The organism is Microbacterium sp. HD4P20, assembly GCF_019449275.2.
GTDB lineage: Bacteria > Actinomycetota > Actinomycetes > Actinomycetales > Microbacteriaceae > Microbacterium.
The window spans coordinates 295,079-319,700 of record NZ_JAHZQZ020000022.1; the positions used below are offsets into that span (position 1 = coordinate 295,079).

Annotated in this window: 20 protein-coding genes; 8 read left to right on the plus strand and 12 right to left on the minus strand. The window is 70.8% G+C overall.

The window, feature by feature from the left end:
* Positions 1-16: 16 nt before the first annotated feature.
* The 7 genes from K0817_RS17920 to K0817_RS17950 all read right to left on the minus strand — a co-directional run bounded on the left by K0817_RS17920 (position 17) and on the right by K0817_RS17950 (position 8,055).
* Positions 17-691 (minus strand): response regulator, encoded by a 675-nt coding sequence (locus K0817_RS17920; protein ID WP_219983037.1) that lies wholly within the window; start codon positions 689-691, stop codon positions 17-19.
* The gene (locus K0817_RS17925; protein WP_219983038.1) at positions 688-3,207 is read right to left on the minus strand and encodes an ATP-binding protein; all 2,520 of its coding nucleotides are present in this window, start codon (positions 3,205-3,207) and stop codon (positions 688-690) included. Before K0817_RS17925 ends, K0817_RS17920 begins: the two co-directional genes overlap by 4 nt.
* A gap of 97 nt (positions 3,208-3,304) precedes the next feature.
* Positions 3,305-3,919 (minus strand): potassium-transporting ATPase subunit KdpC, encoded by a 615-nt coding sequence (kdpC, locus tag K0817_RS17930; protein WP_219983039.1) that lies wholly within the window; start codon positions 3,917-3,919, stop codon positions 3,305-3,307.
* Positions 3,920-3,941: 22 nt separating this feature from the next.
* Entirely contained in the window at positions 3,942-6,143 is a 2,202-nt protein-coding gene (gene kdpB / locus K0817_RS17935; protein ID WP_219983040.1) for a potassium-transporting ATPase subunit KdpB, read from the minus strand.
* Positions 6,144-6,146: 3 nt separating this feature from the next.
* On the minus strand, positions 6,147-7,829 hold the full coding sequence (gene kdpA, locus K0817_RS17940; RefSeq protein WP_219983041.1) for a potassium-transporting ATPase subunit KdpA: 1,683 nt from the start codon (positions 7,827-7,829) through the stop codon (positions 6,147-6,149).
* Positions 7,829-7,918 carry a potassium-transporting ATPase subunit F gene (locus K0817_RS17945; protein ID WP_219983042.1) on the minus strand — a complete coding sequence of 30 codons (90 nt, stop codon included), beginning with the start codon at positions 7,916-7,918 and terminating at the stop codon, positions 7,829-7,831. Before K0817_RS17945 ends, kdpA begins: the two co-directional genes overlap by 1 nt.
* Positions 7,915-8,055 carry a hypothetical protein gene (locus K0817_RS17950; protein WP_219983043.1) on the minus strand — a complete coding sequence of 47 codons (141 nt, stop codon included), beginning with the start codon at positions 8,053-8,055 and terminating at the stop codon, positions 7,915-7,917. The genes K0817_RS17945 and K0817_RS17950 overlap by 4 nt, the downstream gene beginning before the upstream one ends.
* 210 nt (positions 8,056-8,265) lie before the next feature.
* Between K0817_RS17950 and K0817_RS17955 the strand changes: the two genes are divergently transcribed.
* The 4 genes from K0817_RS17955 to K0817_RS17970 all read left to right on the plus strand — a co-directional run bounded on the left by K0817_RS17955 (position 8,266) and on the right by K0817_RS17970 (position 11,496).
* Positions 8,266-8,814, plus strand: coding sequence for a toxin-antitoxin system HicB family antitoxin (locus K0817_RS17955; protein WP_253735491.1), 549 nt, complete (start codon positions 8,266-8,268; stop codon positions 8,812-8,814).
* Positions 8,802-9,677: a DUF4097 family beta strand repeat-containing protein gene (locus K0817_RS17960; RefSeq protein ID WP_253735492.1), complete on the plus strand. Its 876-nt coding sequence runs from the start codon at positions 8,802-8,804 to the stop codon at positions 9,675-9,677. Before K0817_RS17955 ends, K0817_RS17960 begins: the two co-directional genes overlap by 13 nt.
* Before the next feature lie 89 nt (positions 9,678-9,766).
* A complete protein-coding gene (locus tag K0817_RS17965; protein ID WP_219983046.1) occupies positions 9,767-10,717 on the plus strand; it encodes an ATP-binding cassette domain-containing protein in 951 nt (316 codons plus the stop codon).
* Positions 10,714-11,496: an ABC transporter permease gene (locus K0817_RS17970; RefSeq protein WP_219983047.1), complete on the plus strand. Its 783-nt coding sequence runs from the start codon at positions 10,714-10,716 to the stop codon at positions 11,494-11,496. The genes K0817_RS17965 and K0817_RS17970 overlap by 4 nt, the downstream gene beginning before the upstream one ends.
* A 26-nt stretch (positions 11,497-11,522) precedes the next feature.
* Here K0817_RS17970 and sufU read toward each other — a convergent pair whose 3' ends face one another.
* Positions 11,523-11,975, minus strand: coding sequence for a Fe-S cluster assembly sulfur transfer protein SufU (gene sufU, locus K0817_RS17975; RefSeq protein ID WP_219983048.1), 453 nt, complete (start codon positions 11,973-11,975; stop codon positions 11,523-11,525).
* Positions 11,972-13,255, minus strand: coding sequence for a SufS family cysteine desulfurase (locus K0817_RS17980; protein WP_219983049.1), 1,284 nt, complete (start codon positions 13,253-13,255; stop codon positions 11,972-11,974). Before K0817_RS17980 ends, sufU begins: the two co-directional genes overlap by 4 nt.
* Before the next feature lie 119 nt (positions 13,256-13,374).
* Here K0817_RS17980 and K0817_RS17985 point away from each other — a divergent pair, with 119 nt between their 5' ends.
* Positions 13,375-14,439 carry a VanZ family protein gene (locus tag K0817_RS17985; RefSeq protein ID WP_219983050.1) on the plus strand — a complete coding sequence of 355 codons (1,065 nt, stop codon included), beginning with the start codon at positions 13,375-13,377 and terminating at the stop codon, positions 14,437-14,439.
* Between the two features lie 139 nt (positions 14,440-14,578).
* Here the strand turns inward: K0817_RS17985 and K0817_RS17990 are convergent, their stop codons facing one another.
* The 3 genes from K0817_RS17990 to K0817_RS18000 all read right to left on the minus strand — a co-directional run bounded on the left by K0817_RS17990 (position 14,579) and on the right by K0817_RS18000 (position 18,789).
* Positions 14,579-15,829, minus strand: a complete 1,251-nt coding sequence (locus tag K0817_RS17990) for an amidohydrolase (RefSeq protein ID WP_219983051.1) — start codon at positions 15,827-15,829, stop codon at positions 14,579-14,581.
* 215 nt (positions 15,830-16,044) lie between these two features.
* The gene (locus K0817_RS17995) at positions 16,045-17,064 is read right to left on the minus strand and encodes a LacI family DNA-binding transcriptional regulator (RefSeq protein ID WP_219983052.1); all 1,020 of its coding nucleotides are present in this window, start codon (positions 17,062-17,064) and stop codon (positions 16,045-16,047) included.
* Positions 17,065-17,106: 42 nt separating this feature from the next.
* Positions 17,107-18,789, minus strand: coding sequence for a glycoside hydrolase family 13 protein (locus K0817_RS18000; protein ID WP_219983053.1), 1,683 nt, complete (start codon positions 18,787-18,789; stop codon positions 17,107-17,109).
* Between the two features lie 62 nt (positions 18,790-18,851).
* Between K0817_RS18000 and K0817_RS18005 the strand changes: the two genes are divergently transcribed.
* From K0817_RS18005 to K0817_RS18015, 3 genes are all read left to right on the plus strand, one after another.
* Positions 18,852-19,370, plus strand: coding sequence for an adenine phosphoribosyltransferase (locus K0817_RS18005; RefSeq protein WP_219983054.1), 519 nt, complete (start codon positions 18,852-18,854; stop codon positions 19,368-19,370).
* Between the two features lie 191 nt (positions 19,371-19,561).
* Entirely contained in the window at positions 19,562-22,078 is a 2,517-nt protein-coding gene (locus K0817_RS18010) for a phosphatase PAP2 family protein (protein WP_219983055.1), read from the plus strand.
* A 203-nt stretch (positions 22,079-22,281) separates the two neighbouring features.
* The gene (locus K0817_RS18015) at positions 22,282-24,534 is read left to right on the plus strand and encodes a LuxR C-terminal-related transcriptional regulator (RefSeq protein ID WP_253735510.1); all 2,253 of its coding nucleotides are present in this window, start codon (positions 22,282-22,284) and stop codon (positions 24,532-24,534) included.
* The last annotated feature ends 88 nt before the right edge of the window (positions 24,535-24,622 follow it).

Below are 24,622 nucleotides of genomic sequence, written 5' to 3' on the forward strand. Positions count from 1 at the left end.
CTCAGTCCAGGACGAGTCAGTCCAGGACGAGGCGGTAGCCCATGCCGGCCTCGGTGAGCAGGTGCGCCGGGTGGGCGGGGTCGGGCTCGAGCTTCTTGCGCAGCTGCGACACGTACAGCCGGAGGTAGCCGGTGTCGGCCACCTGCTCGGTGCCCCAGATGTCTTTGAGCAGCGCCTGGCGCGTCACGAGCGAGCCCGGGTTGCGGGCCAGGAACTCGAGGATGCGCCATTCCGTGGGCGTCAGGTGCACGCGTTCGCCGTGACGGGTCACCGACTTGGCCGCCAGGTCGATCGTGACATCGGAGAACGTCACGACCGGTTCATCGGATGCTCCGGTCGCCCGTCGCGCGAGCGCTCGCAGTCGTGCGAGCAGCTCGTCGATCTGGAACGGCTTGGTGACGTAGTCGTCGGCCCCTGCGTCCAGCGCTTCGACCTTGTCGGCTGACCCGGTCCGGCCCGAGACCACGATGATCGGAGCCGTCGACCAGCCCCGCAGTGCCTGGATCACGCCGACGCCGTCCAGGCGCGGCATCCCCAGGTCCACCATCACGATGTCGGGGTGCTCCTTCGCCGCCAGAGCGACCGCCGAAGGCCCGTCGGGGGCCGCCACCACCTCGTAGCCGTGGGCGGCGAGGGTGATGCGCAGGGCGCGCACGAGCTGCGGATCGTCGTCGGCGATCAGCACCTTCACGCGGTTGCTCCGTCCTGGTCGGCGGCGTCGGCCGTGGCGTCCGCCACCGGGAGCGAGACGACCATGGTGAGACCTCCGCCGGGAGTGTCCTCGGGCGTGAGCGTACCGCCCATGCCCTCGGTGAACCCCTTCGACAGGGCCAGACCGAGGCCCAGACCCGTGGTGTTGTCGATGTCGCCGAGCCGCTGGAAGGGCGCGAACATCTCCTCGCGGCGTTCGGGCGAGACTCCCGGGCCACGGTCGACGACGCGCACCTGGACAGTCCCGCCCAGGCGGCTCGTCGCTATCCGCACGCGCGAACCGTCCGGCGTGTGACGCAGTGCGTTGGCGAGCACATTGACCAGCACGCGCTGCAGCAGGACCGCGTCGGCGCGGACGGCAGGAAGGCCGGGATCCAGTGCGAGCTCGACCGCCTCCGGACCTGCTCCCAGCTCGTCGACCGCGGCCAGCACGATCTCGTCGGCATCGAGCGGGGCGAGCGACACGGCGAGTACGCCCGCCTCGATGCGGCTCACGTCCAGCAGGTCTGTCACGAGTGTCGACAGTGTGATGAGCGACTCCTCGGCGGTCGAGAGCAGCTCGCCGCGATCCTCGCTCGACAACTGGGCTCCGGCGGCGCGCAGTCCGCCGACGGCGGCGACCGCGGCGGCGAGCGGCCGGCGCAGGTCGTGGCTGACCGCCGACAGCAGGGCGCTGCGCACCTGGTCGGTCTCGGCGAGCATCTCGGCCGCGCGGGCGGCCTCGTGCAGCTCGTCCTGCTGGAGGGCGGCGTCGAGCTGGGCCACGACCACGTCGAGCAGCCGGCGCTCCGACGTGTCGAGCTCAGGCCCGTGCAGTTCGAGGCGGGCACGCGCCCCGATCGGCGTCACGAGGTGACGATCGTCGCGCACCGGTTCACCGTCGGTGGCGATGACCTCGCCGGAGGCGGTGACCAGCCGTACCCCCGACATCCCGAACGCCTCGCGCGTGCGCGCCACCAGCGCCGGTACCGCACCTTGGCCCCGCAGGACGCTGCCAGCGACGGTCGCGAGCAGCTCGGACTCGGCCGCCGAACGGGTCGCGGCGCGCGCGGCGCGCGCGGCGCGGTCGACGATGAAGCTCACGAGCACTGCGATCACGACGTACAGGGCGAGCGCCCACGCGTTGCGCGGATCCGAGATCGTCACGGTGTGGAAAGGCTGGACGAAGAAGAAGTTCAGCGTGAATCCCGACATCACCGCGGCGAACACCGCCGGCCAGATGCCGCCCACCAGCGCGACCAGCACGACGAGCAGCTGGTAGGCCAGCACGTCGCTCGTGATCGTCTCTTCGCTGCGGATGGCCACGAGCAGCCAGGTGAGCAGCGGTCCGCCGACGAGAGCGAGTGCGAACCCCAGCACGCGCCGCTTCACGCTGAGGGCGCCGCCGGTCAGGCGGGGCAGGGCGAAGCGCCCGCCCGCCGCTGCGTGCGACACGATGTGCACGTCGATGTCGCCGGACTCGCGGATCACGGTCGCGCCGATTCCCGGGCCCGTGAGAGCGGCGGCGAGCCTGCCGCGGCGGCTGACCCCGATCACCAGCTGCGTCGCGTCGACCGACCGGGCGAACTCCACGAGCGCGCGGGGCACGTCGTCTTCGACGACCTGGTGATACGTGCCGCCCAGCGACTCGACCAGAGCTCTCTGGTTGGCAAGCGCGCCGGGTGCGGCATCCCGCAGTCCGTCCTGACTCGACACGTGCACGGCGAGCAGTTCGCCCCCTGCCGCACGGGCGGCGATCCGCGCCCCGCGGCGCACGAGGGTCTCGCCCTCGGGGCCGCCGGTGAGCGCCACCACGACGCGCTCACGCGCCTGCCAGGTGCCTTCGATGCCGTGCTCGGCGCGGTAGGACTTCAGGGCACTGTCGACTTCGTCAGCGAGCCACAGCAGGGCGAGCTCGCGAAGCGCGGTGAGATTGCCCAGCCGGAAATAGTTCGAGAGGGCGGCGTCGACCCGCTCCGCCGGGTACACCACGCCCGCCGACAGCCGATCGCGCAGCGATTCGGGAGCGAGGTCGACGACCTCGACCTGGTCCGCCCCGCGGACCACGGCATCCGGGACCGTCTCTCGCTGCGGCAGACCGGTGATCTGCTCGACGACTCCGCCGAGCGACTCGATGTGCTGGACGTTCACGGTCGTGATGACGTCGATGCCCGCGTCGAGCAGTTCGGCGACGTCCTGCCAGCGCTTGGCATGACGCGAGCCGGGCGCGTTGGAGTGCGCGAGCTCGTCCACGAGCGCGATGGACGGATGCCGCTGCAGCACGCCGTCGAGATCCATCTCGCTGAGCTCCACGCCGCGGTGCATGATCGTCCCGCGGGGCACGACCGGCAGACCCTCGGCCAGTGCCGCGGTCGCGGCGCGCCCGTGGGTCTCGACGACGGCGATCACGACGTCACGGCCGTCCTCGCGCAGGCGCCGGCCCTCTTCGAGCATCTCGTAGGTCTTGCCCACCCCCGGTGCGGCCCCGAGCAGCACCCGCAGCTTGCCGCGCTTCATGTCGTCACCCTATTCGTTGTTCCGGATGCGCTCGCCGGCCACGACCTGCCGGGTCGCGCCAGTCCCATTGCGACAGGCAAGCGGAGAGGGGGCGGGGTCATCGGTCCAGCGCGTCGAGCGCGAGGTTGAGCTCGAGCACGTTCACGCGCGGCTCGCCGAGGAAGCCGAGATCGCGCTGCTGCGTGTGCGCGTCGACCAGGGCGCGCACCTCGGCGACGTCGAGTCCGCGCTCCTCGGCGACGCGCGGTGCCTGCAGCTTCGCGTACGCCGGGCTGATGTGAGGATCCAGGCCCGAACCCGAGGCGGTCACCGCGTCGGCCGGGACCTGGGCCGGGTCGACGCCCTCGAGTTCGGCGATGGCAGCCTGCCGCTCTTCGATCGCCGTGACGAGGTCGGCGTTCTCGGGGCCCAGGTTCGAGCCGCCCGACGCGCCGCCGTCGTATCCGTCACCCGCCGCCGAGGGTCGAGACTGGAAGTACTCGGGAAAGGCGTTGCCGTCGGGGTCATCGAAGGACTGCCCGATGAGAGCGGATCCGACGGTCTCGCCGGACGCATCCGTCACGCGCGAGCCGTCCGCCTGCCAGGGCAGGGCGATCTGGCCGAGCGCCGTGACGAGAAGCGTGTAACCGACGCCGAGGACGAGCGTGAAGACGAGCAGCGCTCGCACGGCGACACCGGTGGTGCGCACGGTGGCGCGGGCGGTGGTGGACATGTCGATGTCTCCTTCGGAACCTTCAGAAGCCGGGGATGAGGCTCACGACGAGGTCGATGAGCTTGATGCCGATGAATGGCGCGATGACGCCGCCGAGGCCGTAGACGAGCAGGTTGCGGCTGAGCACCTGCGACGCGCTCGCCGCCCGGTATTTCACGCCCCGCAGGGCGAGCGGGATGAGGAACACGATCACGATGGCGTTGAAGATGATCGCGCTCATGACGGCGGATGCCGGAGAGCTGAGCTGCATGACGTTCAACGCCGCGAGCTTCGGGAACACGCCCATGAACATCGCCGGGACGATCGCGAAGTACTTGGCGATGTCGTTGGCGAGTGAGAACGTCGTGAGCGCGCCGCGCGTGATGAGCAGCTGCTTGCCGATCCGGACGATGTCGATGAGCTTGGTCGGGTCGCTGTCGAGGTCGACCATGTTGCCGGCCTCCTTCGCCGCCGACGTGCCCGTGTTCATCGCGACGCCGACGTCGGCCTGTGCGAGCGCCGGAGCGTCGTTCGTGCCGTCGCCGGTCATCGCGACGAGGTTGCCGCCCGCCTGCTCCCGCTTGATGAGCGCAAGCTTGTCTTCGGGCGTCGCCTCGGCGAGGTAGTCGTCGACGCCCGCCTCCTTCGCGATGGCCGCAGCCGTGAGCGGGTTGTCGCCGGTGATCATGACGGTGCGGATGCCCATCGTGCGCAGCTCGTCGAACCGCTCGCGCAGGCCGTCCTTGACGATGTCTTTGAGGTGAATCACGCCGAGCAGCCGGCTCCGAGCCGCGCCTTCCGGAACAGCGCCTTCCGGAACAGCGCCTTCCAGAACAGCGACGACCAGCGGGGTGCCGCCGGATTGGGCGATGGCATCCGTCGCGCTCGTCAGCTGCGTGCGCGTCTCGGCCGTGAGGAGGGCACCGGATGCCTCGAGCCACGCGAGCACCGCGGATCCCGCGCCCTTTCGCACCTGCGTGCCGTCGGCGAGGTCGACGCCGCTCATGCGGGTCTGCGCCGTGAACGGCACGGCGACCGCGTCGTGCGCAGGCTCGGTCCGGATGCCGCGGAGCCCGGCAAGTTCGAACACCGAGACACCTTCGGGAGTGGGGTCGGCCAGCGACGACAGCGAGGCGGCACGTGCGAGTTCGTCTTCGCCGACCCCGGGCATCGTGACGAATTCGGACGCGCGCCGGTTGCCATATGTGATGGTGCCGGTCTTGTCGAGGAGCAGCGTGGTCACGTCGCCGGCGGCCTCCACGGCGCGGCCCGACATCGCCAGGACGTTGGCCTGTACGAGGCGGTCCATGCCGGCGATGCCGATCGCCGACAGCAGCGCGCCGATGGTCGTCGGGATGAGGCAGATCAGAAGGGCCACGAGCACCGGGATGCTCACCGGCGCGGCGGCGTAAGAGGCGATCGGGTTCAGCGTCATCACGACGACGACGAACACGATCGACAGGCTGGCGAGCAGGATGCCGAGGGCGATCTCGTTGGGGGTCTTCTGGCGGCTCGCGCCTTCGACGAGGGCGATCATACGGTCGACGAAGGTCTCGCCCGGCTTCGAGGTGATGCGCACCACGATGCGGTCCGAGAGCACCCGTGTGCCGCCGGTGACGGCCGAGCGGTCGCCGCCGGACTCGCGGACGACGGGGGCCGACTCGCCGGTGATCGCCGACTCGTCGACCATCGCGATGCCATGGATGATGTCACCGTCGCCGGGGATGAGTTCGCCCGCCGACACGATCACGATGTCGCCGAGCTTCAGGTCGGACGAGGAGACCTCGCCGGTGTCGGCCAGCGTGGCCGCGGCATCCTGAGTCTCGTCGTACTGCAGGACGCGACGGGCCATGGTCGACGTGCGAGTCTTGCGCAGCGTGGCCGCCTGCGCCTTGCCTCGGCCCTCGGCCACCGATTCGGCCACGTTCGCGAACAGCACCGTGAGCCAGAGCCAGCTCGCGATGCCCCATGTGAAGCCGAACGGCACCGGCGTGCCGCCGGAGTCGCCCGCCCCGCCGAGGAACGGCTCGGCGATCGCGATCACGGTGGTGAGCGCGGCGCCGACCCACACCAGGAACATGACGGGGTTGCGCCACAGGGCGGCCGGGTTGAGTTTGCGCACGGCGCCCGGGAGCGCCTGCATCAGCTGCTCCCAGCCGAACGCACGAGTCGTGCGGCGAGCGTGCTCGCGCGCCGGCTGAGGAGCCGAGGGGAGCGGTGGACGGGTGGGAGTGGTGAGGGACATGAGTCAGACGAGCCCTTCCGCCAGGGGACCCAGCGTGAGAACGGGGAAATAGGTGAGTGCGGTGATGACGACCGAGACGACGGCGAGGAGGCCGACGAACTGCAGACCATGCGTGGGAAGCGTGCCCGTCGTGGCGGGGCGCGTCGTCTGAGCCGCAAGAGAGCCGGCGAGAGCGAGCACCAGCACGATCGGGATGAACCGGCCGAGCAGCATCGCGACGCCGAGCGCGGTGTTCAGCCACGGCGTGTTCGCCGTGAGACCCGCGAAGGCCGAACCGTTGTTGTTCGACGCCGACGTGAACGCGTAGAGCACCTCGCCGAGGCCGTGCACGCCCGGGTTCCAGATCGACGTGGCCTCGACGTCGGCGCGGATCGCCGGGATGCCGAAGCTCAGCGCGGTGCCTGCCAGCACGAGCACCGGCGTGACGAGGATGTAGAAGCTCGCGAGCTTGATCTGCGTAGGGCCGACCTTCTTGCCGAGGTACTCCGGGGTGCGTCCGATCAACAGTCCGCCCACGAACACCCCGATGACGGCGAGCACGAGCATGCCGTACAGGCCCGAGCCGACTCCGCCCGGCGCGATCTCGCCGAGCATCATGTTGACCATCGGGATCATGCCGCCCAGCGCGGTGTACGAGTCGTGCATCGAGTTGACCGCGCCCGTGCTGGTGAGCGTCGTGGCGCCGGCGAACAGCGTCGAGCCGAAGATGCCGTAGCGCTGCTCCTTGCCCTCCATCGCGCCGCCCGCCAGCTGCGGTGCCGAACCGAGCCCCAGCGCCTCCAGCCAGGTCGCCGCGGCGATGGACACGACGGCGATGGTGGCCATGACCGCGAGGATCGCGTAGCCCTGGCGGTCGTCGCCGACCATGCGCCCGAACGCGCGGGGCATCGCGACCGGGATCGCGAGCAGCAGCAGGATCTCGAGCACGTTGGTCCACGGCGTCGGGTTCTCGAAGGGATGTGCCGAGTTGGCGTTGAAGAACCCGCCGCCGTTCGTGCCGAGCAGCTTGATGGCCTCCTGTGAGGCGACCGGGCCGCCAGGGATCGACTGGGTGCCGCCGGTGATCGTCGTGATGTCGGTGAAGCCCGCGAAGTTCTGCACGACACCGCCGGCCATGAGGGCGACGGCGGACACGACGGCCAGGGGCAGCAGCAGGCGCGTTATGCCGCGCACCAGATCGACCCAGAAGTTGCCGATCGTCGCCGAGCCGCGGCGGGCGAACCCGCGCACGAGCGCCACGGCCACGGCGATTCCGACGGCCGCGGACACGAAGTTCTGCACGGCGAGCCCCGCGAGCTGCACCGTGTAGCCCAGCGTGAGCTCGGGCGAGTACGACTGCCAATTCGTGTTCGTCACGAACGAGACGGCGGTGTTGAACGCGAGTCCTTCCGGAACGGCGGGGAGACCGAGTGAGACGGGCAGAATCCCCTGGAACCGCTGCAGCGCGTAGACGAAGAGGACGCCGATGAGCGAGAAGGGCAGCACGCCGCGCGCGTAGGACTGCCAGGTCTGCTCCGAGGCCGGGTCGACGCCGAGCACCCGGTACACGCCGCGCTCGACGCGCCAGTCCCGGTCGGTCGTGTAGGTGAGGGCGATCCAGTCGCCGAGCGGCCGGTAGAGCAGCGCGAGGATCAGGAGCACCGTGGCGGCCTGAAGGATGCCGAGCCCGATGGTTGCGGCATCCATCAGAACTTCTCCGGCTTCACGAGGGCGACGACGAGGTAGACCACCGCGGCGAGCCCGAGCAGGCCGGCGATCACTGAGAGGGCGATCATCGGCGCTCCTCCCCGCCCCTCGCTTCGTGTGCGGCCGCGGCGCGGGCCGGTGGTCCGAGCTTCTCGACCCCCTTGGCGAGCAGTCCGACGAGCGCGAAGAGCGCCAGCGTCGTGACGAGGTAGATGACATCCAGCACTGGGACTCCACGGGTGGCTTCGAGTGATCCCTGCCGCAGGCTGCGGTGGGGCGCCCACCGGAGCGGGCTCGAGTCGATGCAACTCCGCCGTCGCGGACGGTCGCGGCACCCTCACGGAATCCATGCGGCGAACCTTCCCGCCCTCACGGTGTCTCAACGCGTCGGCAGACCGCGCTTGACGTGGTGTCGTGCTGGTGTCACCATGGTGTCATGCAGATCGCCACGCATGTCGAAGAACTTCAGCGCCAACTCGCGGCTGCAGCATCCGCCGGCTCCGCCGAGGCGCAGGAGCTGGCCGGCCGGCTCGCGGCGGCACTCGAGCCGGCCGTGCGGCTGGCGATCCTCGAGGCGCTTTCGGAGGCGGCGGGCGAGATCACGCGCGAACTCGCGCCCGGCTCGGTCGACGTGCGACTGCGCGGACGCGAGGTGGACTTCGTGGTGTCGCGGCCCGTGACGGAGCCCGTGACGGAGCCCGACGCCGCGACCGCGTCCGCCGCCGGCGGCGGGTCCGACGCCATGGCGGTGGCCGAGGCCGCCCTCGCGGGCACGCCCACAGGCGCGGATGATGGCGATGACGGGGCCACGTCGCGCACGACCGTCCGGTTGTCGGACGCGCTCAAGGCACGCGCCGAGAGTGCAGCGGCCGTCGAGGGGGTCTCGCTCAACACGTGGTTCGTGCGAGCGGTCACCGCCGCGCTGGAGCCGACACCGCAACCGACGGTGACGCGAGCCTCCTCGTACACAGGATGGGTGCGCTGATGGGAGTGATCCCGGTCTCGGGTCCGGTTGCGCTGCGCATCGAACTGCAGATGGGCCACATCGACGTCGTTGCCGAGCCGCGTGACGACGTCAGCGTCGAGGTGACGGCCGCCAATCCGCACCGCGCCGGTGATCGCAGCGCCGCCGAGGCCGTTCGCCTCACCCAGACCGGTGCAGATGTGCGGATCGTGGGCCCGTTCCGGCTGAACCTGTTCGGGCCTGGTGACTTCGTCGACGTCGCGGTACGCGTGCCCGAAGGATCCGACACCTCGATCTCGCTCAAGTACGGATCGCTGCGAGTCGCAGGCACCGTGGGGACGACCCGGATCGCGCTCGACTACGGTGACGCCACGCTGGACCGCACCGGCCGCGCCGACCTGGGCCTGGGTCACGGCGAGCTGCGCGTGCAGCAGATCCGCGGCGACGCCGACGTCACCATCAAGTCGGGGCGTGCGCGACTCGGGCACGTGGACGGCAAGCTGCGCCTGAAGGGATCGGATGCTGGCATCGAGGTCGGCGAGATCTCCGGCGCTGCCGACATCGCCACGTCCAGCGGCGTGGTGCACCTCGGCGACCCCGGTCCGGCGTTGACGGTCCGTTCGGCCTACGGGCCCGTACGGGTGAGCGACCTCCACGGCGGCACAGCCCGCGTGGAGGCCTCGTACGGCGCCATCACGCTTGGGGTGCGCGTCGGGACGGCCGTCTGGCTCGATGCTTCAAGTCAGCACGGCGTCGTGCGCAACGAACTCGCCGCGGCCCACGCGCCGAGCGAGGGCGAGGGCGCACAGGAGCTTCACGTGCGCGCCGGCTACGGCGACATCACCGTCCACCGCACGCAGCCCGGAGCCGCCGCGGGCGGCTGACCTCCGGCATCCGTCCACCCGCCCGGCGACCGCTGGGCGGTGATCGGCCATGCCTCCGAACAAGAAGAACGAGAAGGGAAGAAACACCTATGACTCCTGCGATCAGCACCACGGGGCTTCGCAAGTCGTTCGGCGGCCAGGTCGTGCTCGACGGCGTGGATCTGGAGGTCTCGCCGGGCACGGTCTTCGCACTGTTAGGCCCGAACGGCGCCGGCAAGACCACGACGGTCCACATCCTCTCGACGCTACTCCGGCCCGATGCCGGCAGCGCGTACGTCGCCGGTCACGATGTCGTGCGCGAGGCCAAGGCGGTGCGTGCGGCGATCGGCGTCACCGGGCAGTTCTCGGCCGTCGACTCACTGATGAGCGGCGAGGAGAACCTGCGGCTCGTGGCTGACCTGCGTCATCTCCCGCGACGCGAGGGCCGTGCCCGCGTCGCCGCGCTGCTCGAGCGATTCGACCTCGTCGAGGCGGCCCGCAAGCCGCTCGCGACCTACTCAGGCGGCATGCGACGCCGGCTCGACCTCGCCATGACGCTCATCTCGCGTCCTCAGATCGTGTTCCTCGACGAGCCGACGACGGGCCTGGACCCTCGCAGCCGCGCCGAGATGTGGTCGATCGTGCGCGAACTCGTCGCGGAGGGCACGACGATCCTGCTCACGACGCAGTATCTCGACGAGGCCGACGAACTCGCCGACCGCATCGCGGTGCTCGACCACGGCACTCTCGTCGCCGACGGCACGCCGGCCGAGCTCAAGCGACTCGTGCCGGGCGGCCGCATCCGTCTCGAATTCGAGGACGAACGTGCGATGGATGCCGCGGCCGCCGCGTTCGCCGAAGCGACACGCGATGACCGGGCGCTCGCGATCGACGTGCCCAGCGACGGCGGCTTCGGCTCGCTGCGGGCGGTCATGGAGCGGCTGGACCGTCACCGAATCGAGGCGCGGACCCTCAGCATCCACACCCCCGACCTGGATGACGTGTTCTTCGCCCTGACCGGCCGCGCCGCGGCCGAGACCCCCGAGGAGGTGGCGCGATGAGCGCCTTCGTACAGGTTCTGTCGGATTCGCTCACGATGTCGCGGCGAAATCTGGTACATGCGTTGCGCTACCCCGTGATCATGTACTTCATCGCGATCCCGGTGGTGTTCCTCGTGCTATTCGTCTACGTGCTCGGCGGCACGCTCGGCGCCGGGCTTCCGGGTGCGGATGCCGCGTCGTATCTCGAGTACGTCGTTCCCGGCATCCTGCTGTTCACCGTCGCGGGGGCCGTCAGCGGTCCGGCGATCTCGGTGGCGCAGGACCTGACCGAGGGCATCATCGCCCGCTTCCGCACGATGGACATCGCGCGTTCCGCCGTCCTCGGCGGCCACGTGATCGGCAACCTGCTCCAGATGGTGCTCGCCGTGCTCGTCGTGCTGGGCGTGGCCGTGCTCATGGGCTTCCGCGCGCCGGCGCCGTTCTGGGGGTGGGTGGGCGCGGTGGCGGTGCTGGTGCTCGTCGCGTTCTCGATGTGCTGGCTCGGCGTCGCGTTCGGGGTCTACGCGAAGGGTATCGAGAGCGCCAGCAACCTGCCCATGCCGATCATGATGCTGCCGCTGCTCGGGAGCGGCTTCGTGCCCACCGAGTCGATGCCGCTATGGCTGCAGACATTCGCCGACGTGCAGCCGTTCACTCCGTTCACCGAGACCGTGCGCGCGCTGCTGTTCGCCACGCCGCTCGGCATGAACGGCTGGCTCACCCTCGCGTGGAGCGTCGGCATCGCCGCCGCGAGCTGGCTGTGGGCGCGCCACCTCTACGAGCGCAAGTCGGTGCGGTAGGCGCCGGGTGACGCTCTTGCTCGCGTTCAGGCGCGGGCCAGGGCGTCCTCGAATGCGACCCACGCGAGCATCGCGCACTTCACGCGCGCGGTGAACTTCGACACACCCGACAGCGCGGCGGCGTCGCCGAACACCTCTTCGTCCAGTGGGATCTCACCGCGCGAGCGCAAGGCCTCGCGGAAGCCGTCGATGAGGGCGGATGCCTCAGCCCTGGGCATCCCGTTCTCCTCGGCGACCAGCGCGGCGAGCATCGACGCCGACGCCTGCGAGATCGAGCAGCCGGCGCCCTCCCACGTGACGTCGGTGACCTCGGAGCCGTCGTCGGCCAGACGTACCCGCAGTGTGATCTCGTCGCCGCAGATCGGGTTGCGCTGGTGCGAGGTGGCGGTGCGGCCGGCTTCCTCGGCGAGCCCCTTGCCCTGCGGTCGCTTCGAGTGATCGAGGATCAGCTCTTGGTACAGCGACTCGAGACCGCTCATGAACCGGCTCCGAAGAACGCGCGCACACCCGACAGGGCGTCGAGGAACGTGTCGACGTCGTCGGGGGTGTTGTAGAGGGCGGCGGATGCCCGTACCGACGCGGTCAGCCCGAACCGGCGGTGCAGCGGCTGGGCGCAGTGATGCCCGACCCGGACGGCGACGCCCCGCGCGTCGAGGAACTGCCCGACATCGTGCGCGTGCACCCCCTCGACCTCGAACGCCCACAGGCCCACGCGCTCCACGCCGGCCGCATCGCCGAGCAGACGGATGCCGGGGATCGCCCGCAGTCCCTCGCCCATCCGGGTTTCGAGCGCCTTCTCGTGCGCGTGCACGGCGGCCATCCCGACGCCGTCGAGGTAGCGCACCGCGGCCGCGAGGCCGATCGCCTGCGACACCGGCTGCGTGCCGGCCTCGAACCGCTGCGGCGGCGGAAGGTACTGCGCCTCGTCGAGGGTGACGGTGGTGATCATCGATCCGCCGGTGAGGAACGGGGGCAGCGCCTCGAGCACGTCGGAGCGGCCGTAGAGGCCGCCGATGCCGTACGGGCCGAGAACCTTGTGTCCCGAGAAGACGGCGAGGTCGACGCCCAGCGCCGGCAGGTCGAGTGGCAGGTGCGGGGCGGACTGACACGCGTCCAGCACCGTGAGCGCGCCGACGCGCTGCGCCAGGGCGACGAGATCGGCGACCGGATTGACGATGCCCAGCACGTTCGAGACGTGCGGGAAGGCGACGACGCGTGTGCGCTCGCCGATGAGGGCGGCTGCGGCATCCGTCTCGAGGGTTCCGTCTTCGCGAACGGGGATGTGGCGCAGCACGGCGCCGGTGCGGGCGGCGAGTTCCTGCCACGGGATGAGGTTCGCGTGGTGCTCGGTCTCGGTCACGACGATCTCGTCGCCGGAGGTGAGGGCGAAGCGGGCACTCGCCGGGGCTCCGCGGCCGATCGAGGCGTTGCCGATCGCATACGCCACGAGGTTCAGGCCCGCGGTCGCGCCGCTGGTCCAGACCAGCTGCTCCGGTGGGGCTCCCACGAAGCCCGCGACGGTGGCGCGTGCGTCCTCGAAGAGCTCCGTGGCCTCGGCGGCCAGCGTGTGGGCGCCCCGGTGCACCGCGGAGTTCGAGCGGGTCAGGAAGGCGACCTCGGCGTCGATGACCGCCTGCGGCTTCTGGCTCGTGGCTCCCGAGTCCAGATACACGAGGGGATGCCCGTTCACGCGCTCGCCGAGCAGCGGGAAGTCCGCGCGGATCGCGGCGAGATCGAGAACGGGGGCGGGGGAAGTCACGTGTTAAGGCTACGCGGGATGCCGGCGCCCCGGGCGCTCGCGCGTGCCTGCGGTTGCACGCCCGATCATCGCGTCCCGCCCCTGGGTGTCGTAGCGGGGCCTCTGGGAAGATCGGAGGCGTGGACGAGCAGATCTTCCGCGGCGCGCTCGCCGTGACCCTGGGCGTCGTCGTCGGGGTGCTGCTGTTCGTGCCGTTCGTAGCGCTCAGCTATCGGCGGAGGGGCGGTTTCGGCCTCGGGCGCTTCGCGCTGTGGGTCGCCACACTGGTGTACCTCATGGCGATCTGGACGTACACCCTCCTCCCGCTGCCCGACCCCGAAACCATCCGGTGTGCCGGGGTCAATCTCGATCCGTTCGCATTCATCGACGACCTCCGCGGCACCACCGGCCGGCCGGGGCGTGGCGCGCTGAACGATCCGGCCGTGCTGCAGCTGCTGCTCAACGTGCTGCTGTTCGTGCCGCTCGGCTTCTTCCTGCGCGTGCTCGGCGGCCGCGGCATCCTGTTCGCTCTTCTCGTGGGCCTCGGCGTCTCGGCGCTGGTCGAGACGACCCAGCTCACCGGAGTCTGGTGGCTCTATCCGTGCGCGTATCGCGTCTTCGACGTCGATGACCTGCTCGCGAACACCGTGGGCGCGCTGCTCGGCTCGGTGCTGGCGTTGCTGGTGCCGCGGCGCCACTGGGGGACGCCGCGCTTCGCCGACGCGGAGGAACCGCGCCCGGTCACGAGCGGCAGGCGGTACCTCGCGATGGCGTGCGACGTGCTTGCGGCCTGGATCACCGGCGTGGCGGCGGGGGTGAAATTTCAGGTGGTCCTGTACGTTCTCGGCGCGGACGCGGCGGTACAGGACGGCACGGCCGCCGGGATCGTCGGCAGCGCCACGGCGATCGTGGTCTGGCTGATCGTGGTGCTCGTGACCGGCCGCACGATCGGCGACATCGCCGTGCAGCTGCGCTTCACGGGTGGCCCGCTGCCGCCCGCGCTGGCGCGGCCGCTGCGCTTCGCCGGCGGGATCGGCGGTTATCTCGTGCTGCTCGCCCTTCCGGGCGCGTGGGGCCTGGTCGCGGCCGTGTTCGCCGTCGGGTCCGCGGTGCTGGTGCTCACGACGCCCGACCGGCGCGGCCTGCCCGGCCTCATGTCGGGTCAGCGCCTCGTCGACGCCCGCGAACCGCGCGTCGAGCCCTGACTGCGGCCGCTCACAGACTTCGCAGAATCAAACCAATCTCGCAGAAGTCGGCCGATTCGCTGCGTACCTCGCGCGAATCTGCGATGTCTGTGAGCGCGGGAGGGGAGCGGATGCCGGTGGGTCCAGCATCCGTCACCCGTCAGGCCGTGGGCACGGCCAGGAACTCGCGTGCGGCGACGACGAGTGTTTCGACGCCCTGGTTGAGCGTGGGCTGCAGGACCGGGGCGAAGTAGGGCGAATGATTGGTGGGGATGTCGCGCTCGACCGTGCCGGCGGCCTGCGCCGCCGCGAACGCCTCGGGATCGGCGCCGCCCCAGAACCAGAAGACCAGGGGTGCACCCGACTCCCGCGCGAACCAAGAGACATCCTCGCTGCCGGTGAACATGCCCGGATCCATCACGGTGCCGGCGCCGAACGCGGTGTCGAAGGCGAGGGTCAGGCGGGCCGTCGCTTCGACGTCGTTGATGGTCGGGGGCAGCGAGTGGTCGGTCACGATGACAGGCGGATCTTCGGCCCCCGAGGCCTGCGCCTCGGCGCGCACGATGCGCTCCACCTTCTCGAGTACGACGGCGCGGGCCTCGTCGTCGGGATAGCGCAGGCTCAGCTCGAGCTTCGCCTCGGCGGGGATGATGTTGTTCTTCAGGCCCGCGTGGATCGAGCCGACGGTGACCACCGCGACGTCACGGGGGTCGATCTCGCGCGACACGATGGTCTGCAGGCGCATGACGGTCGCGGCCGCCATCACGACGGGGTCGATGGTCGCCTGGGGTCGAGAGCCGTGTCCGCCCCGACCCAGCAGGGTGACGGTGAGGCCGTCGGATGCCGCCATCTGAGTTCCGCTGCGCACGCCGATGGTGCCCGCGGGGAGCGGCGTGACGTGCTGGCCGAGCACGATGTCGGGTCGCGGGAACCGGTCGAGCACACCATCGGCGATCATGGCCTGCGACCCGGCGCCGTACTCCTCGGCGGGCTGGAAGACGGCGACGATCGTGCCCGACCACTGCTCCTTGGTGGCGACGAGCCGCTCGAGGGCGCCGAGCAGCGCGGCGACGTGCATGTCGTGCCCGCACGCGTGCATCACGGGGACGTCCGTGCCGTTCGGGTCCAGGCCGTGCGCGGTGCTGGCGTAATCGAGGCCGGTGCGCTCCTCGACCGGCAGCGCGTCCATGTCGGCGCGCAGCCACACGACCGGCCCGTCGCCGGACTCCGCCGAGCCCGCCGAAGGGTTGCGGATCACGCCGACGACACCGGTGCGGCCGATACCCTCCTCGAACTCGATGCCGAGCTCCTCCAGGTGCTTCGCGATCACCCCGGCCGTCCGCGTCTCCTGGAAGGAAAGTTCCGGATGCCGGTGCAGGTCGATGTAGAGAGCCTCGAGGTCGATCGTCATGCGGTCGAGCCTATCCATGCCCGGGTTTCGCGTCGGCCCCGATTGCCCGGCGCGACGGGTGCCGGCCGGCTCCGGCAGGTCGCGAGTGCTGTGCGAAAACACCAGTCGGTGACGGCGACGCGCCGGTGACGGATGCCGGGGCTCGGGGTGTCACGCCACGGGCTGGTGTTCTCGCACGAAGTGGTGGGGGTCGCCGACGGGGGCCGTGGGCTTTGTCAGCTGGGGAGGCGGGCGCTGGATCCGCGCACGATGAGCTCGTACGGGAGTTCGCCGGGCCGGTGCGTCGGAGCCTCGGCCTCCGTGGACTCCAGGGCCGCGAGGATCGCATCGGCGGCGCGCTCGCCCTGCCCGAGCGGAAACTGGTCGACCGTCGTGAGCCGGAAGAACTCGCCGAGCTCGTGGCCGTCGATGCCGACGACGGAGAGATCCTCGGGCACGCGGTAGCCGAGTTCACGGGCCGCCAGCAGCGCGCCGATGGCCATCTCGTCGGATGCCGCGAAGATGGCGGTCGGCCGGCCGCCCGGCTTTCCCAGCAGCTGTCTGGCAGCGCGGAAGCCGCCCTCGATCGTGAAGTCGGCCGGCTCGAACAGTGACGGCTTCACTTCGATGCCGGCATCCGACAGCGCCTGCTCGAAACCCTGCCGCCGGTGGGTCGGGATGTGGAAGTCGATGTCGAACTCGGGGCTCGCCCCGATGTGGGCGATCTCGCGGTGGCCGAGGGCCAGCAGGTGCTCGGTCGCCAGACGCGCCACGGCGACGTCGTCGACGGTCAGAGTCGTGAGGCGCGGATTGGGCCCTCCGATGGCGATCACCGGCAGGTCGAGTTCGAGCAGACGCCCGGTCTCTTCCTCGCCGAGCTCGATCGAGATCGCGATGACGCCGTCCACCCGCTGGCGACGCAGGAACGTGTCGAACACATCGTGGCGCTCGTCGCGGTCGGCGGTGAGGCTGTACAGCGTGATGTCGTAGCCGCGGCGCATGAGTGCGGACGCGATGCCGCTGAGCACCGTCGAGAAGAACCAGCGGTCGAGGAACGGCACGAGCACCCCGATGTTGCGGGTGCGGCCCGACGCGAGACTCGACGCCGATGCCGAGACGACGTATCCGAGCCCCTTCGCCGCCGCCTCGACCTTGGCCTTCGCGGCGACCGAGACGTGGCCGCGCCCGCTCAGCGCGCGCGAGACGGTCGCGGTCGAGACGCCCGCCGCGCGGGCCACCTCATCGATGCTGACCACGTCGTCACCCTCTCACGCGTTCGGAGCCGGACTCCGCGCCGCTCAGTCGTTCGCGAGCCACACCGTCGTGTCCACCGGCAGCTCGCGGCCGTCGGCGGGACCGCTCGACGCGATCACGATACCGTCCGGCAGCGCGATCGACGCGGCACCGGTGTTCGCCACGACGGTGACATTCCCGTTGCGGAATGCCACGGCATCCGGTCCGAATCCGTCGATCCACTCGAGCGTCCCCGCGCCGAGGTCGCGCGCTCGCCGCTCGGCGAGCAGCAGGCGGTACAGCTCCAGCGTCGAGCCCGGCACGCCGGCCTGGGCCTCGCGGGCGAGCTTCCCCCACTCGGCGGGCTGTGGCAGCCACGACGCACCGGACGGGCTGAAACCGTAGGCCGGGGCATCCGTCGTCCACGGAATCGGCACGCGGCAGCCGTCGCGTCCGTACCGCTCGCCGTTCGTGCGGAACCATGTCGGGTCCTGCCGGGCGTCGCCGGGGATGTCGATGACCTCGGGCAGCCCGAGCTCCTCGCCCTGATAGAGGTAGGCCGAGCCAGGCAGCGCCAGCATGAGGGTCGTCGCGGCGCGTGCGCGGCGCAGACCGACGTCGGCGATGGGCTTGCCGGGGGAGTCCGGGCCGATGCCGTGGCCCTGCGGGTTCTCGGCGGTCAGCGCCAGACGTGATGCGTGGCGCACGACGTCGTGGTTGGACAGCACCCACGTCGCGGGAGCACCGACGCCGCCGAACGCACGCAGCGACTCGGCGATGACCTCGCGCAGCTCGCCGGCGTTCCACTCGGTCTGGAGGTAGGGGAAGTTGAAGGCCTGGTGCATCTCGTCCGAGCGCACCCACTGCGCGGTGCGGTCGGCGGTCGGCAGCCACGCCTCGGCCGCGAGCGCGCGGTCGCCCTCGTACTCCTGCATGATCGTGCGCCAGTCGCGGTACACCTCGTGCACGCCCTCCTGGCCCCAGTACGGCACGTTCTCCTCTTCGCCGCCCATGGACCCCGTCTCGGGGTCGGGGATGTAATCGGGAAGCCCTTCGGCCTTGACCAGGCCGTGGGCGACGTCGACGCGGAAGCCGTCGACGCCGCGGTCGAGCCAGAAGCGCAGAATGCGGCGGAACTCCTCGCGCACCTCTTCGTTGGACCAGTCGAAGTCGGGCTGCGACGAGTCGAACAGGTGCAGGTACCACTGGCCCGGGGTGCCATCGGCCTCGACGACGCGCGTCCAGGCGGGACCGCCGAAGACGGAGTCCCAGTTGTTCGGAGGCAGTTCGCCGTGCTCGCCCTTGCCGTCGCGGAACATGTACCGCGCGCGCTCGGGGCTGCCGGGCGCGGCGGCCAGCGCCTCCTGGAACCATTCGTGCTGGTCGGAGGAGTGGTTCGGAACGAGATCGACGATGACCCGGATGCCACGGGCATGCGCCGCCGCGAGCATCGTGTCGAAGTCGGCCAGGGTGCCGAAGAGCGGGTCCACATCGCAGTAGTCGCTGACGTCGTAGCCGGCATCCTTCTGCGGCGAGCGCTGGAACGGGCTCAGCCAGATGGCGTCGATGCCCAGCGATGCCAGATCGTCGAGGTGCGACGTGATGCCGGGCAGGTCGCCGATGCCGTCGCCGGATGCGTCGGCGAACGAGCGGGGGTAGATCTGATAGATCACGGCGGTGCGCCACCATTCGCCGCCGATGGGGGCGAGGAACGCATCCGTGCGCTCTGCGGTCTCTGCGGAAGTCATCGCGCCAGTGTACTGCAAGCGCTTACACGACCACTCGCCGTCGCGCGGCGTACAGTGGGCCAGTGCCGTCCGAAGCCCTCATCCGCGCCGAATCGCTCATCGGGACGATCCCGGACTATCCGGAACCCGGCGTGCTGTTCCGCGACATCACGCCGTTGCTTGCGGATGCCCGTGCCCTGCGCACCGTCATCCACGCCATGATCGCCCCGTTCGAGGGGTCGTTCGACGTCGTCGCCGGGGTCGAGGCTCGCGGATTCCTGCTGGCCGGCGCGGCGGCGATGGAGGCGGGCGCGGGTCTGGTGCCGATCCGCAAGGCCGGCAAGCTGCCCCGGCCCGCAGCATCCGTCTCGTACGTGCTCGAGTACGGCACGGCGACGATCGAGGCGCATGACGACATCGCCGGCGGCGCCCGGGTGCTGCTGGTCGACGACGTCCTGGCCACCGGCGGCACCCTCCGCGCCGCGCACGAGCTGGTCGAGACCCTCGGCGGCACGGTCGTGGGCACCGCCGTGCTGATGGAACTCGAAGGACTCGGCGGGCGCGACGCCGTGGGCGACGTGCACACGGTCTTCACCGCCTGAGGTTCGCACGGCCGGAACACGCTTTCCGTCATTCCCGCCGGATGCTGACGCGAAGCCCTAGTCTGGGGCCGACGTCGCCGATATTTCGGCGTTCATCTGCCGTTCACGGCCCCAACCCCGGTCGTCAAGCCGGGGTCGATGTACTCTCCCAGGCTCGCGGTCCGCGGGCCTCCGAGCACAGAGGAACCTCGATGACATCTCCCCGTCCCGACCGGAGCGGTGTGCGCAAGCGCGCCGCCGCCGTCACCGCCACCGCTGTGGTGGCCGCGATCGCCTGCGGCGCCGTCGTGCCCGCCGCCCACGCGGCGCCGGGCGACTCGATCGCGCCGCAGCCTGATGCGTGGGGGCGGCACTTCGTCGACGCATGGGCGACCAACACGACGGCCAACACGACACCCGACACCAACGCCGCGATCGGTGCGCTGACCGAAATGCTGCAGTACTGGACGCCCGAAGCGACGCCGACCCCCGAGTACCGCACCGACGGCTCGCTCATCCCCGAGAGCCTGGGAACGATCCTCGACCCCGACTTCCACGCCGCGAACATCGCGGAGTCCGCCGAGATCACCCAGACGCGCACCGACGAGCAGGCCGACGCGGCGTACATCTACGACCGCCGCAACCAGAACTACTCCGCCATCCAGGGTCTCGGTCCGTATGCCGCCGAGTTCAGAGCGGGCACGAACGCCGGCACGACCATCCCCGACGAGGTGCCCGCCGACGCACCGGTGCAGAAGTACAGCGACGGCGGCAATGCCAACGGCACGTGGGCCGATGTGGACTCCACGTACGGCGACATCGTCAACCTCGTCAACGTCTTCCGCGGCTCCTCGGCGTCCACGAACCCGTCGAAGGGCTACTACAACTACGCCCGACCGTGGCGCTGGAGTGACGAGGTCCTAGTCGTCCCTGCGCTCGAGGCGGTCAAGAGCACGACGCCGCTGACCGACGGCGGTTACCCGAGCGGGCACACCAACGCGGCGTGGCTCGCCAGCTACGCCCTGGCCTACGCGGTCCCCGAACGCTTCCAGGAGCTGCTGACCAGCGCCTCCGAGATCGGGCACAGCCGCATCGTCGCCGGCATGCACTCGCCGGCCGATGTCATCGGTGGCCGGATGATGTCGACCGCGGTCTCTGCCGGCGCGCTCAGCAATCCCGCCAACACCGAGGCCATGGCGGCGGCGCGCGAGAACGCGCGGGAACTCCTGGCGACGACGCCCGCGGCCGAGGATCCGTACGCCGACGCGGCAAGCAACGAGCAGCTGTACGTGGAGCGCCTCACCTATGGGCTGCCCCGCACCGGCGAGGCCGGGCTCCCGGTGGTCGTCCCCAAGGGCGCCGAAGTGCTGATCGAGTCGCGCCTGCCTTACCTCACCGACGAGCAGCGCCGGTGGGTGCTGCATTCCACGGGCCTCGAGTCGGGCTACGCGCTACTCGACGACGCTGAGGGCTGGGGCCGGCTGAACCTCTATGCCGCCGCCGATGGGTACAGCGCTTTCGCGACCGACGTGGCTGTCGACATGGACGCCGCAGACGGCGGCTTCAGCGCGGCCGACACGTGGCGCAACGACATCGAGGGCGAAGGTTCGCTCACCAAGTCGGGCACCGGCTCGCTCACCCTGAGCGGCGCCAACTCGTTCACCGGTGGCACCGCAGTCGAGGGCGGATCTCTCGTCGCCGCGTCCGCGACGGCGCTCGGCGCGGGCGATGTGTCGGTCGGTGACGGCGTCCTCTCCGAGACGGCGGGCGAGCCCGTCGTGATCGGGGGCGATCTCGCTCTCGAGCCCGGCAGTGCGCTCGCACTGACGGTCGACGGCACGAGCCCCGCTTTCCAGGTGGCGGGCGAGGGCGAGCTGGACGGCACGCTGACGGTCGCCTTCGCCGACGGCGTCGTGCCCGCCGACGACGTTGTCCTGGCGACCTTCGGCTCGCTGGGCGAGAACGACCAGTTCACGTCTGTCGATGTGCAAGGTCTGCCCGCGGGCTACAACCCCGCTATCGAGGTTCGAGGCGGCGCCCTGCACCTGGTGAACTCCACGCCCGGCCCGGGCGCGCTGACCCCGGGCCAGCCGTCGATCGACGGCATCCCGCTCGCGGGCGAGACCCTCACGGTCGCGCCCGGGCAGTGGAGCCCCGCCCCCGTCTCGTTCTCGTACCAGTGGTTCCGCGGCGAGGAGCTCGTCGAGGGCGCGACCGCGGCCACGTACGAGCTCGGCTCGGCCGACGTCGGGCACCTCCTGAGCGTCGCCGTCACCGGCGCCAAGGAGGGCTACGCGCCGCAGTCTCGCACGGTGGCCGCATCCGGTGTCGTGAAAGCCGCGGTCTCGTTGAGCGAGACGACCGCCTCCGCCGGGGAGCGGATCGCCGTCTCGGGAGCAGGCTTCACCCCGGGCGAGACCGTCGACGTCGTGCTGCACTCGGCACCCGTCACGGTCGGCACCGCTGTGGTCGCCGCCTCGGGCGAATTCAGCGTCGTCGTGACGATCCCGGCCGACACCACCGCTGGTACGCACTCGATCGTCGTGACCGGGCGGCAGAGCGCGGTCTCGGCCACGGCCGCTCTCACGGTGTCTGCGGCAGCGTCCGGCGCGCTGGCTGTGACCGGCGCCTCGGTGTCGCCGCTCGCCGGGCTCGCCGCCCTCGGCCTCCTCACCGTGGGCGCAGGACTGCTGGTGGGCCGCCGCGTCTCGCGCACGCGCCGCTCGTGACGAGCGACTGAGCAGAGTCCGGCGCCGACTCGGACCCGACCCTGACCCGACCCGGGCACCGCGATAGCCGCGGTGCCCGGGTCGGCTATTGAACACCGGCTGACCCTTTGACGACCCGGAGCCGCTGAGCATCGCGATCCCTGCGATAATCGAGCACCCGGAGTGCAGCAGCGCCCGCGTAGGCGACGTCGCCTGGAGTCGTGATGATCAGAGAACCGCGGAGCGCGTTCGTCGGCCGCCATCGCGAGCTGGAGGCCCTCGACGCGCTGCTGCGCACTTCTTCGCTCGTCACGCTCACGGGCGTCGGCGGTGCGGGCAAGACGCGCCTCGCCATGCGCGCGGCGAACCAGTACGCCGACCGCGAGGGGATCGCCTGCTGGTTCGTGCCACTGGAATCCGTGCACGACCCGTCGCGTCTTCCGCTGGCGGTCGTGCGCGCCCTTCCCCTCGCGGATCAGTCGGCGCGCGATCCGCTCCAGGTCATCACCGCCGCCCTCGGTGACACACCCGCCGTCCTGGTGCTCGACAACTGCGAGCAGATCATCGATTCGGCCGCCGCGTTCGCCGATCAGCTGCTTCTCGCACTTCCGCAGCTCACAGTGGTGGCCACCAGCCGTCGTCCGCTCGAGATCGACGGCGAGCTGGTGTTCGCGGTGCCCCCGCTGTCGATGGAGGCGGCCCCGCAGGGACCCTCTGAAGCGGTGTCACTCCTGGTGGCCCGGGCGCGGGCCGCCGACGCGGGCTTCGAACTGCAGACGACGGACTCGGATGCCGCCGCCGAGCTGTGCCGGTCGCTCGACGGCCTGCCCCTGGCGATCGAGCTCGCAGCCACCCGACTGCGCACCCTCTCGATGGCCGAGCTCGTGAGCGGCCTGTCGTCCCGGTTCACCCTGCTGCGCAGCGGTTCGCGAAGCACCGTCGAACGACAGCGCACGCTGCGTGCGGTGGTGGACTGGAGCTACGACCTGTGCTCGGCCGACCAGCGGGAGCTCTGGTGTGCGCTGGCGGTCTTCTCGGGATCCTTCGACCTCGCCGCCGCAGCGGCAGTCGGGGGCTACACGATCGACGACGTCGTCGATCCGCTCGACGAGCTCGTGGCGCAGTCCGTCGTCGAGGCGGATCACGAAACCGGTCGCTTCCGCATGCTGGAGACGATTCGCAGCTACGGACGAGAGCGCGCCGACGAGGAGGGACGGTCCCCGTCGCTGACCCGGCGCCACCTCGAGCACTTCGCCGCCGTGGCGGCGGGTTCGCGCGTGGACTGGTACGGGCCGGGCCAGTCCGCGGTCCTGGCGCGGCTTCGCGCCGACCGGGCCGAGCTGCACTCCGCTCTCACCCTGGCCACCACGACCGACGCCGATACCGCGCTCGCTCTGTTCTCGGACCTGCGCTATCACTGGGCGGTGGGCGGATTCATCCCGGAGGGACGCGGCTGGGCGAGCCGCGTCCTCGCGCTGCCGGGCGGCTCTGCCATGCACCGGGTGGCAGCCCTCGTCGACGCGGCCTGGCTATGCCTGCTGCAGGGTGACCTCGACGAGGCGGCGGCGCGACTCGCCGACGCGGACAGCCGGATGCCGGATGCCTCGCTGCCGGCCGACCGGGCCGCGACGATCAGCGTCGAGATCCATCGCTGGCGCGGCACGCACGCCATGTTCTCGGGCCGCCCCCAGGATGCCGTGGGCGAGTTCGAGGCATCCATCCTCGCCGCCCGCGAGTGTGGGCATCCCGAAGAGGCCCTCCTCGCCCAGTTCCAGCTGACCACGGCACTGAGCCATCTGCGTGAGCCGGAGGCATCCCGCGCCGCCGAGGATGCCCTCTCCTACTCCGAGTCCGTCGGAGAGACCTGGATGCGTGCGCACGCGCTGTGGTCACTCTCCCTGGCCGCGTTCGTCGAGGGCGACCTGGATGCCGCCGAGCGGTTCGCGCGGGACCCCATAGTCACAGATCGCGGATTCGATGATCCCGTTGGCGAGTGCCTCATGCTCGAGGTGCTCAGCTGGATCGACACGGCGCGCGGCCTCACGGATCGGGCGGCGGTCCTGCTGGGGGCGGCCGAGGCGCGCTGGCGGCTCATCGGGTCGGCGATCACGGCGCACGGACCACAGCTGGCAGCCCACCACGATCGGTGCGTCGACGAGCTGCGCCGCAGGCTCGGTCCGCAGCGATTCGGCCGGCTGCTCGCTGTGGGCGCAGATCTCGATCTCGACGAGGTGCGCACGTTGGCACTCGATCCGAAGGTGCCACTGTCGGGTGGCCTCAGTGCGCGCGAGCGCGAGGTGGCGATGCGCATTCATCGAGGCATGAGCAATCGCGACATCGCCACCGAACTCGTGCTCTCGGTGCGCACCGTCGACACGCATGTGCAGCGGATCCTGGGCAAACTCGGCTTCTCGTCGCGCGCTCAGATCGCGGCGTGGTACGAGGCGACCTTCGCGTCAGGGGCGCAGGTTACGTAGTCCTACGGATACCGGCGGCCGGCGCGCGCGGGCAGCCTGGGGAAGACACCGACGTCGACCGAGCAGATGCGCACCGTCGGCTTCGCGA

What these genes read in the sequence shown, in the direction of transcription:
- K0817_RS17965 (WP_219983046.1), top strand. Translation starts at nt 9,767, where the DNA reads ATGACTCCTGCGATCAGCACCACGGGGCTTCGCAAGTCGTTCGGCGGC.
- K0817_RS17960 (WP_253735492.1), top strand. Translation starts at nt 8,802, where the DNA reads ATGGGTGCGCTGATGGGAGTGATCCCGGTCTCGGGTCCGGTTGCGCTG.
- K0817_RS17970 (WP_219983047.1), top strand. Translation starts at nt 10,714, where the DNA reads ATGAGCGCCTTCGTACAGGTTCTGTCGGATTCGCTCACGATGTCGCGG.
- kdpC (WP_219983039.1), bottom strand. Translation starts at nt 3,919, where the DNA reads ATGTCCACCACCGCCCGCGCCACCGTGCGCACCACCGGTGTCGCCGTG.
- K0817_RS17955 (WP_253735491.1), top strand. Translation starts at nt 8,266, where the DNA reads ATGCAGATCGCCACGCATGTCGAAGAACTTCAGCGCCAACTCGCGGCT.
- sufU (WP_219983048.1), bottom strand. Translation starts at nt 11,975, where the DNA reads ATGAGCGGTCTCGAGTCGCTGTACCAAGAGCTGATCCTCGATCACTCG.
- K0817_RS18000 (WP_219983053.1), bottom strand. Translation starts at nt 18,789, where the DNA reads ATGACTTCCGCAGAGACCGCAGAGCGCACGGATGCGTTCCTCGCCCCC.
- K0817_RS18015 (WP_253735510.1), top strand. Translation starts at nt 22,282, where the DNA reads ATGATCAGAGAACCGCGGAGCGCGTTCGTCGGCCGCCATCGCGAGCTG.
- kdpB (WP_219983040.1), bottom strand. Translation starts at nt 6,143, where the DNA reads ATGTCCCTCACCACTCCCACCCGTCCACCGCTCCCCTCGGCTCCTCAG.
- kdpA (WP_219983041.1), bottom strand. Translation starts at nt 7,829, where the DNA reads ATGGATGCCGCAACCATCGGGCTCGGCATCCTTCAGGCCGCCACGGTG.
- K0817_RS17925 (WP_219983038.1), bottom strand. Translation starts at nt 3,207, where the DNA reads ATGAAGCGCGGCAAGCTGCGGGTGCTGCTCGGGGCCGCACCGGGGGTG.
- K0817_RS18010 (WP_219983055.1), top strand. Translation starts at nt 19,562, where the DNA reads ATGACATCTCCCCGTCCCGACCGGAGCGGTGTGCGCAAGCGCGCCGCC.
- K0817_RS17945 (WP_219983042.1), bottom strand. Translation starts at nt 7,918, where the DNA reads ATGATCGCCCTCTCAGTGATCGCCGGCCTGCTCGGGCTCGCCGCGGTG.
- K0817_RS17990 (WP_219983051.1), bottom strand. Translation starts at nt 15,829, where the DNA reads ATGACGATCGACCTCGAGGCTCTCTACATCGACCTGCACCGGCATCCG.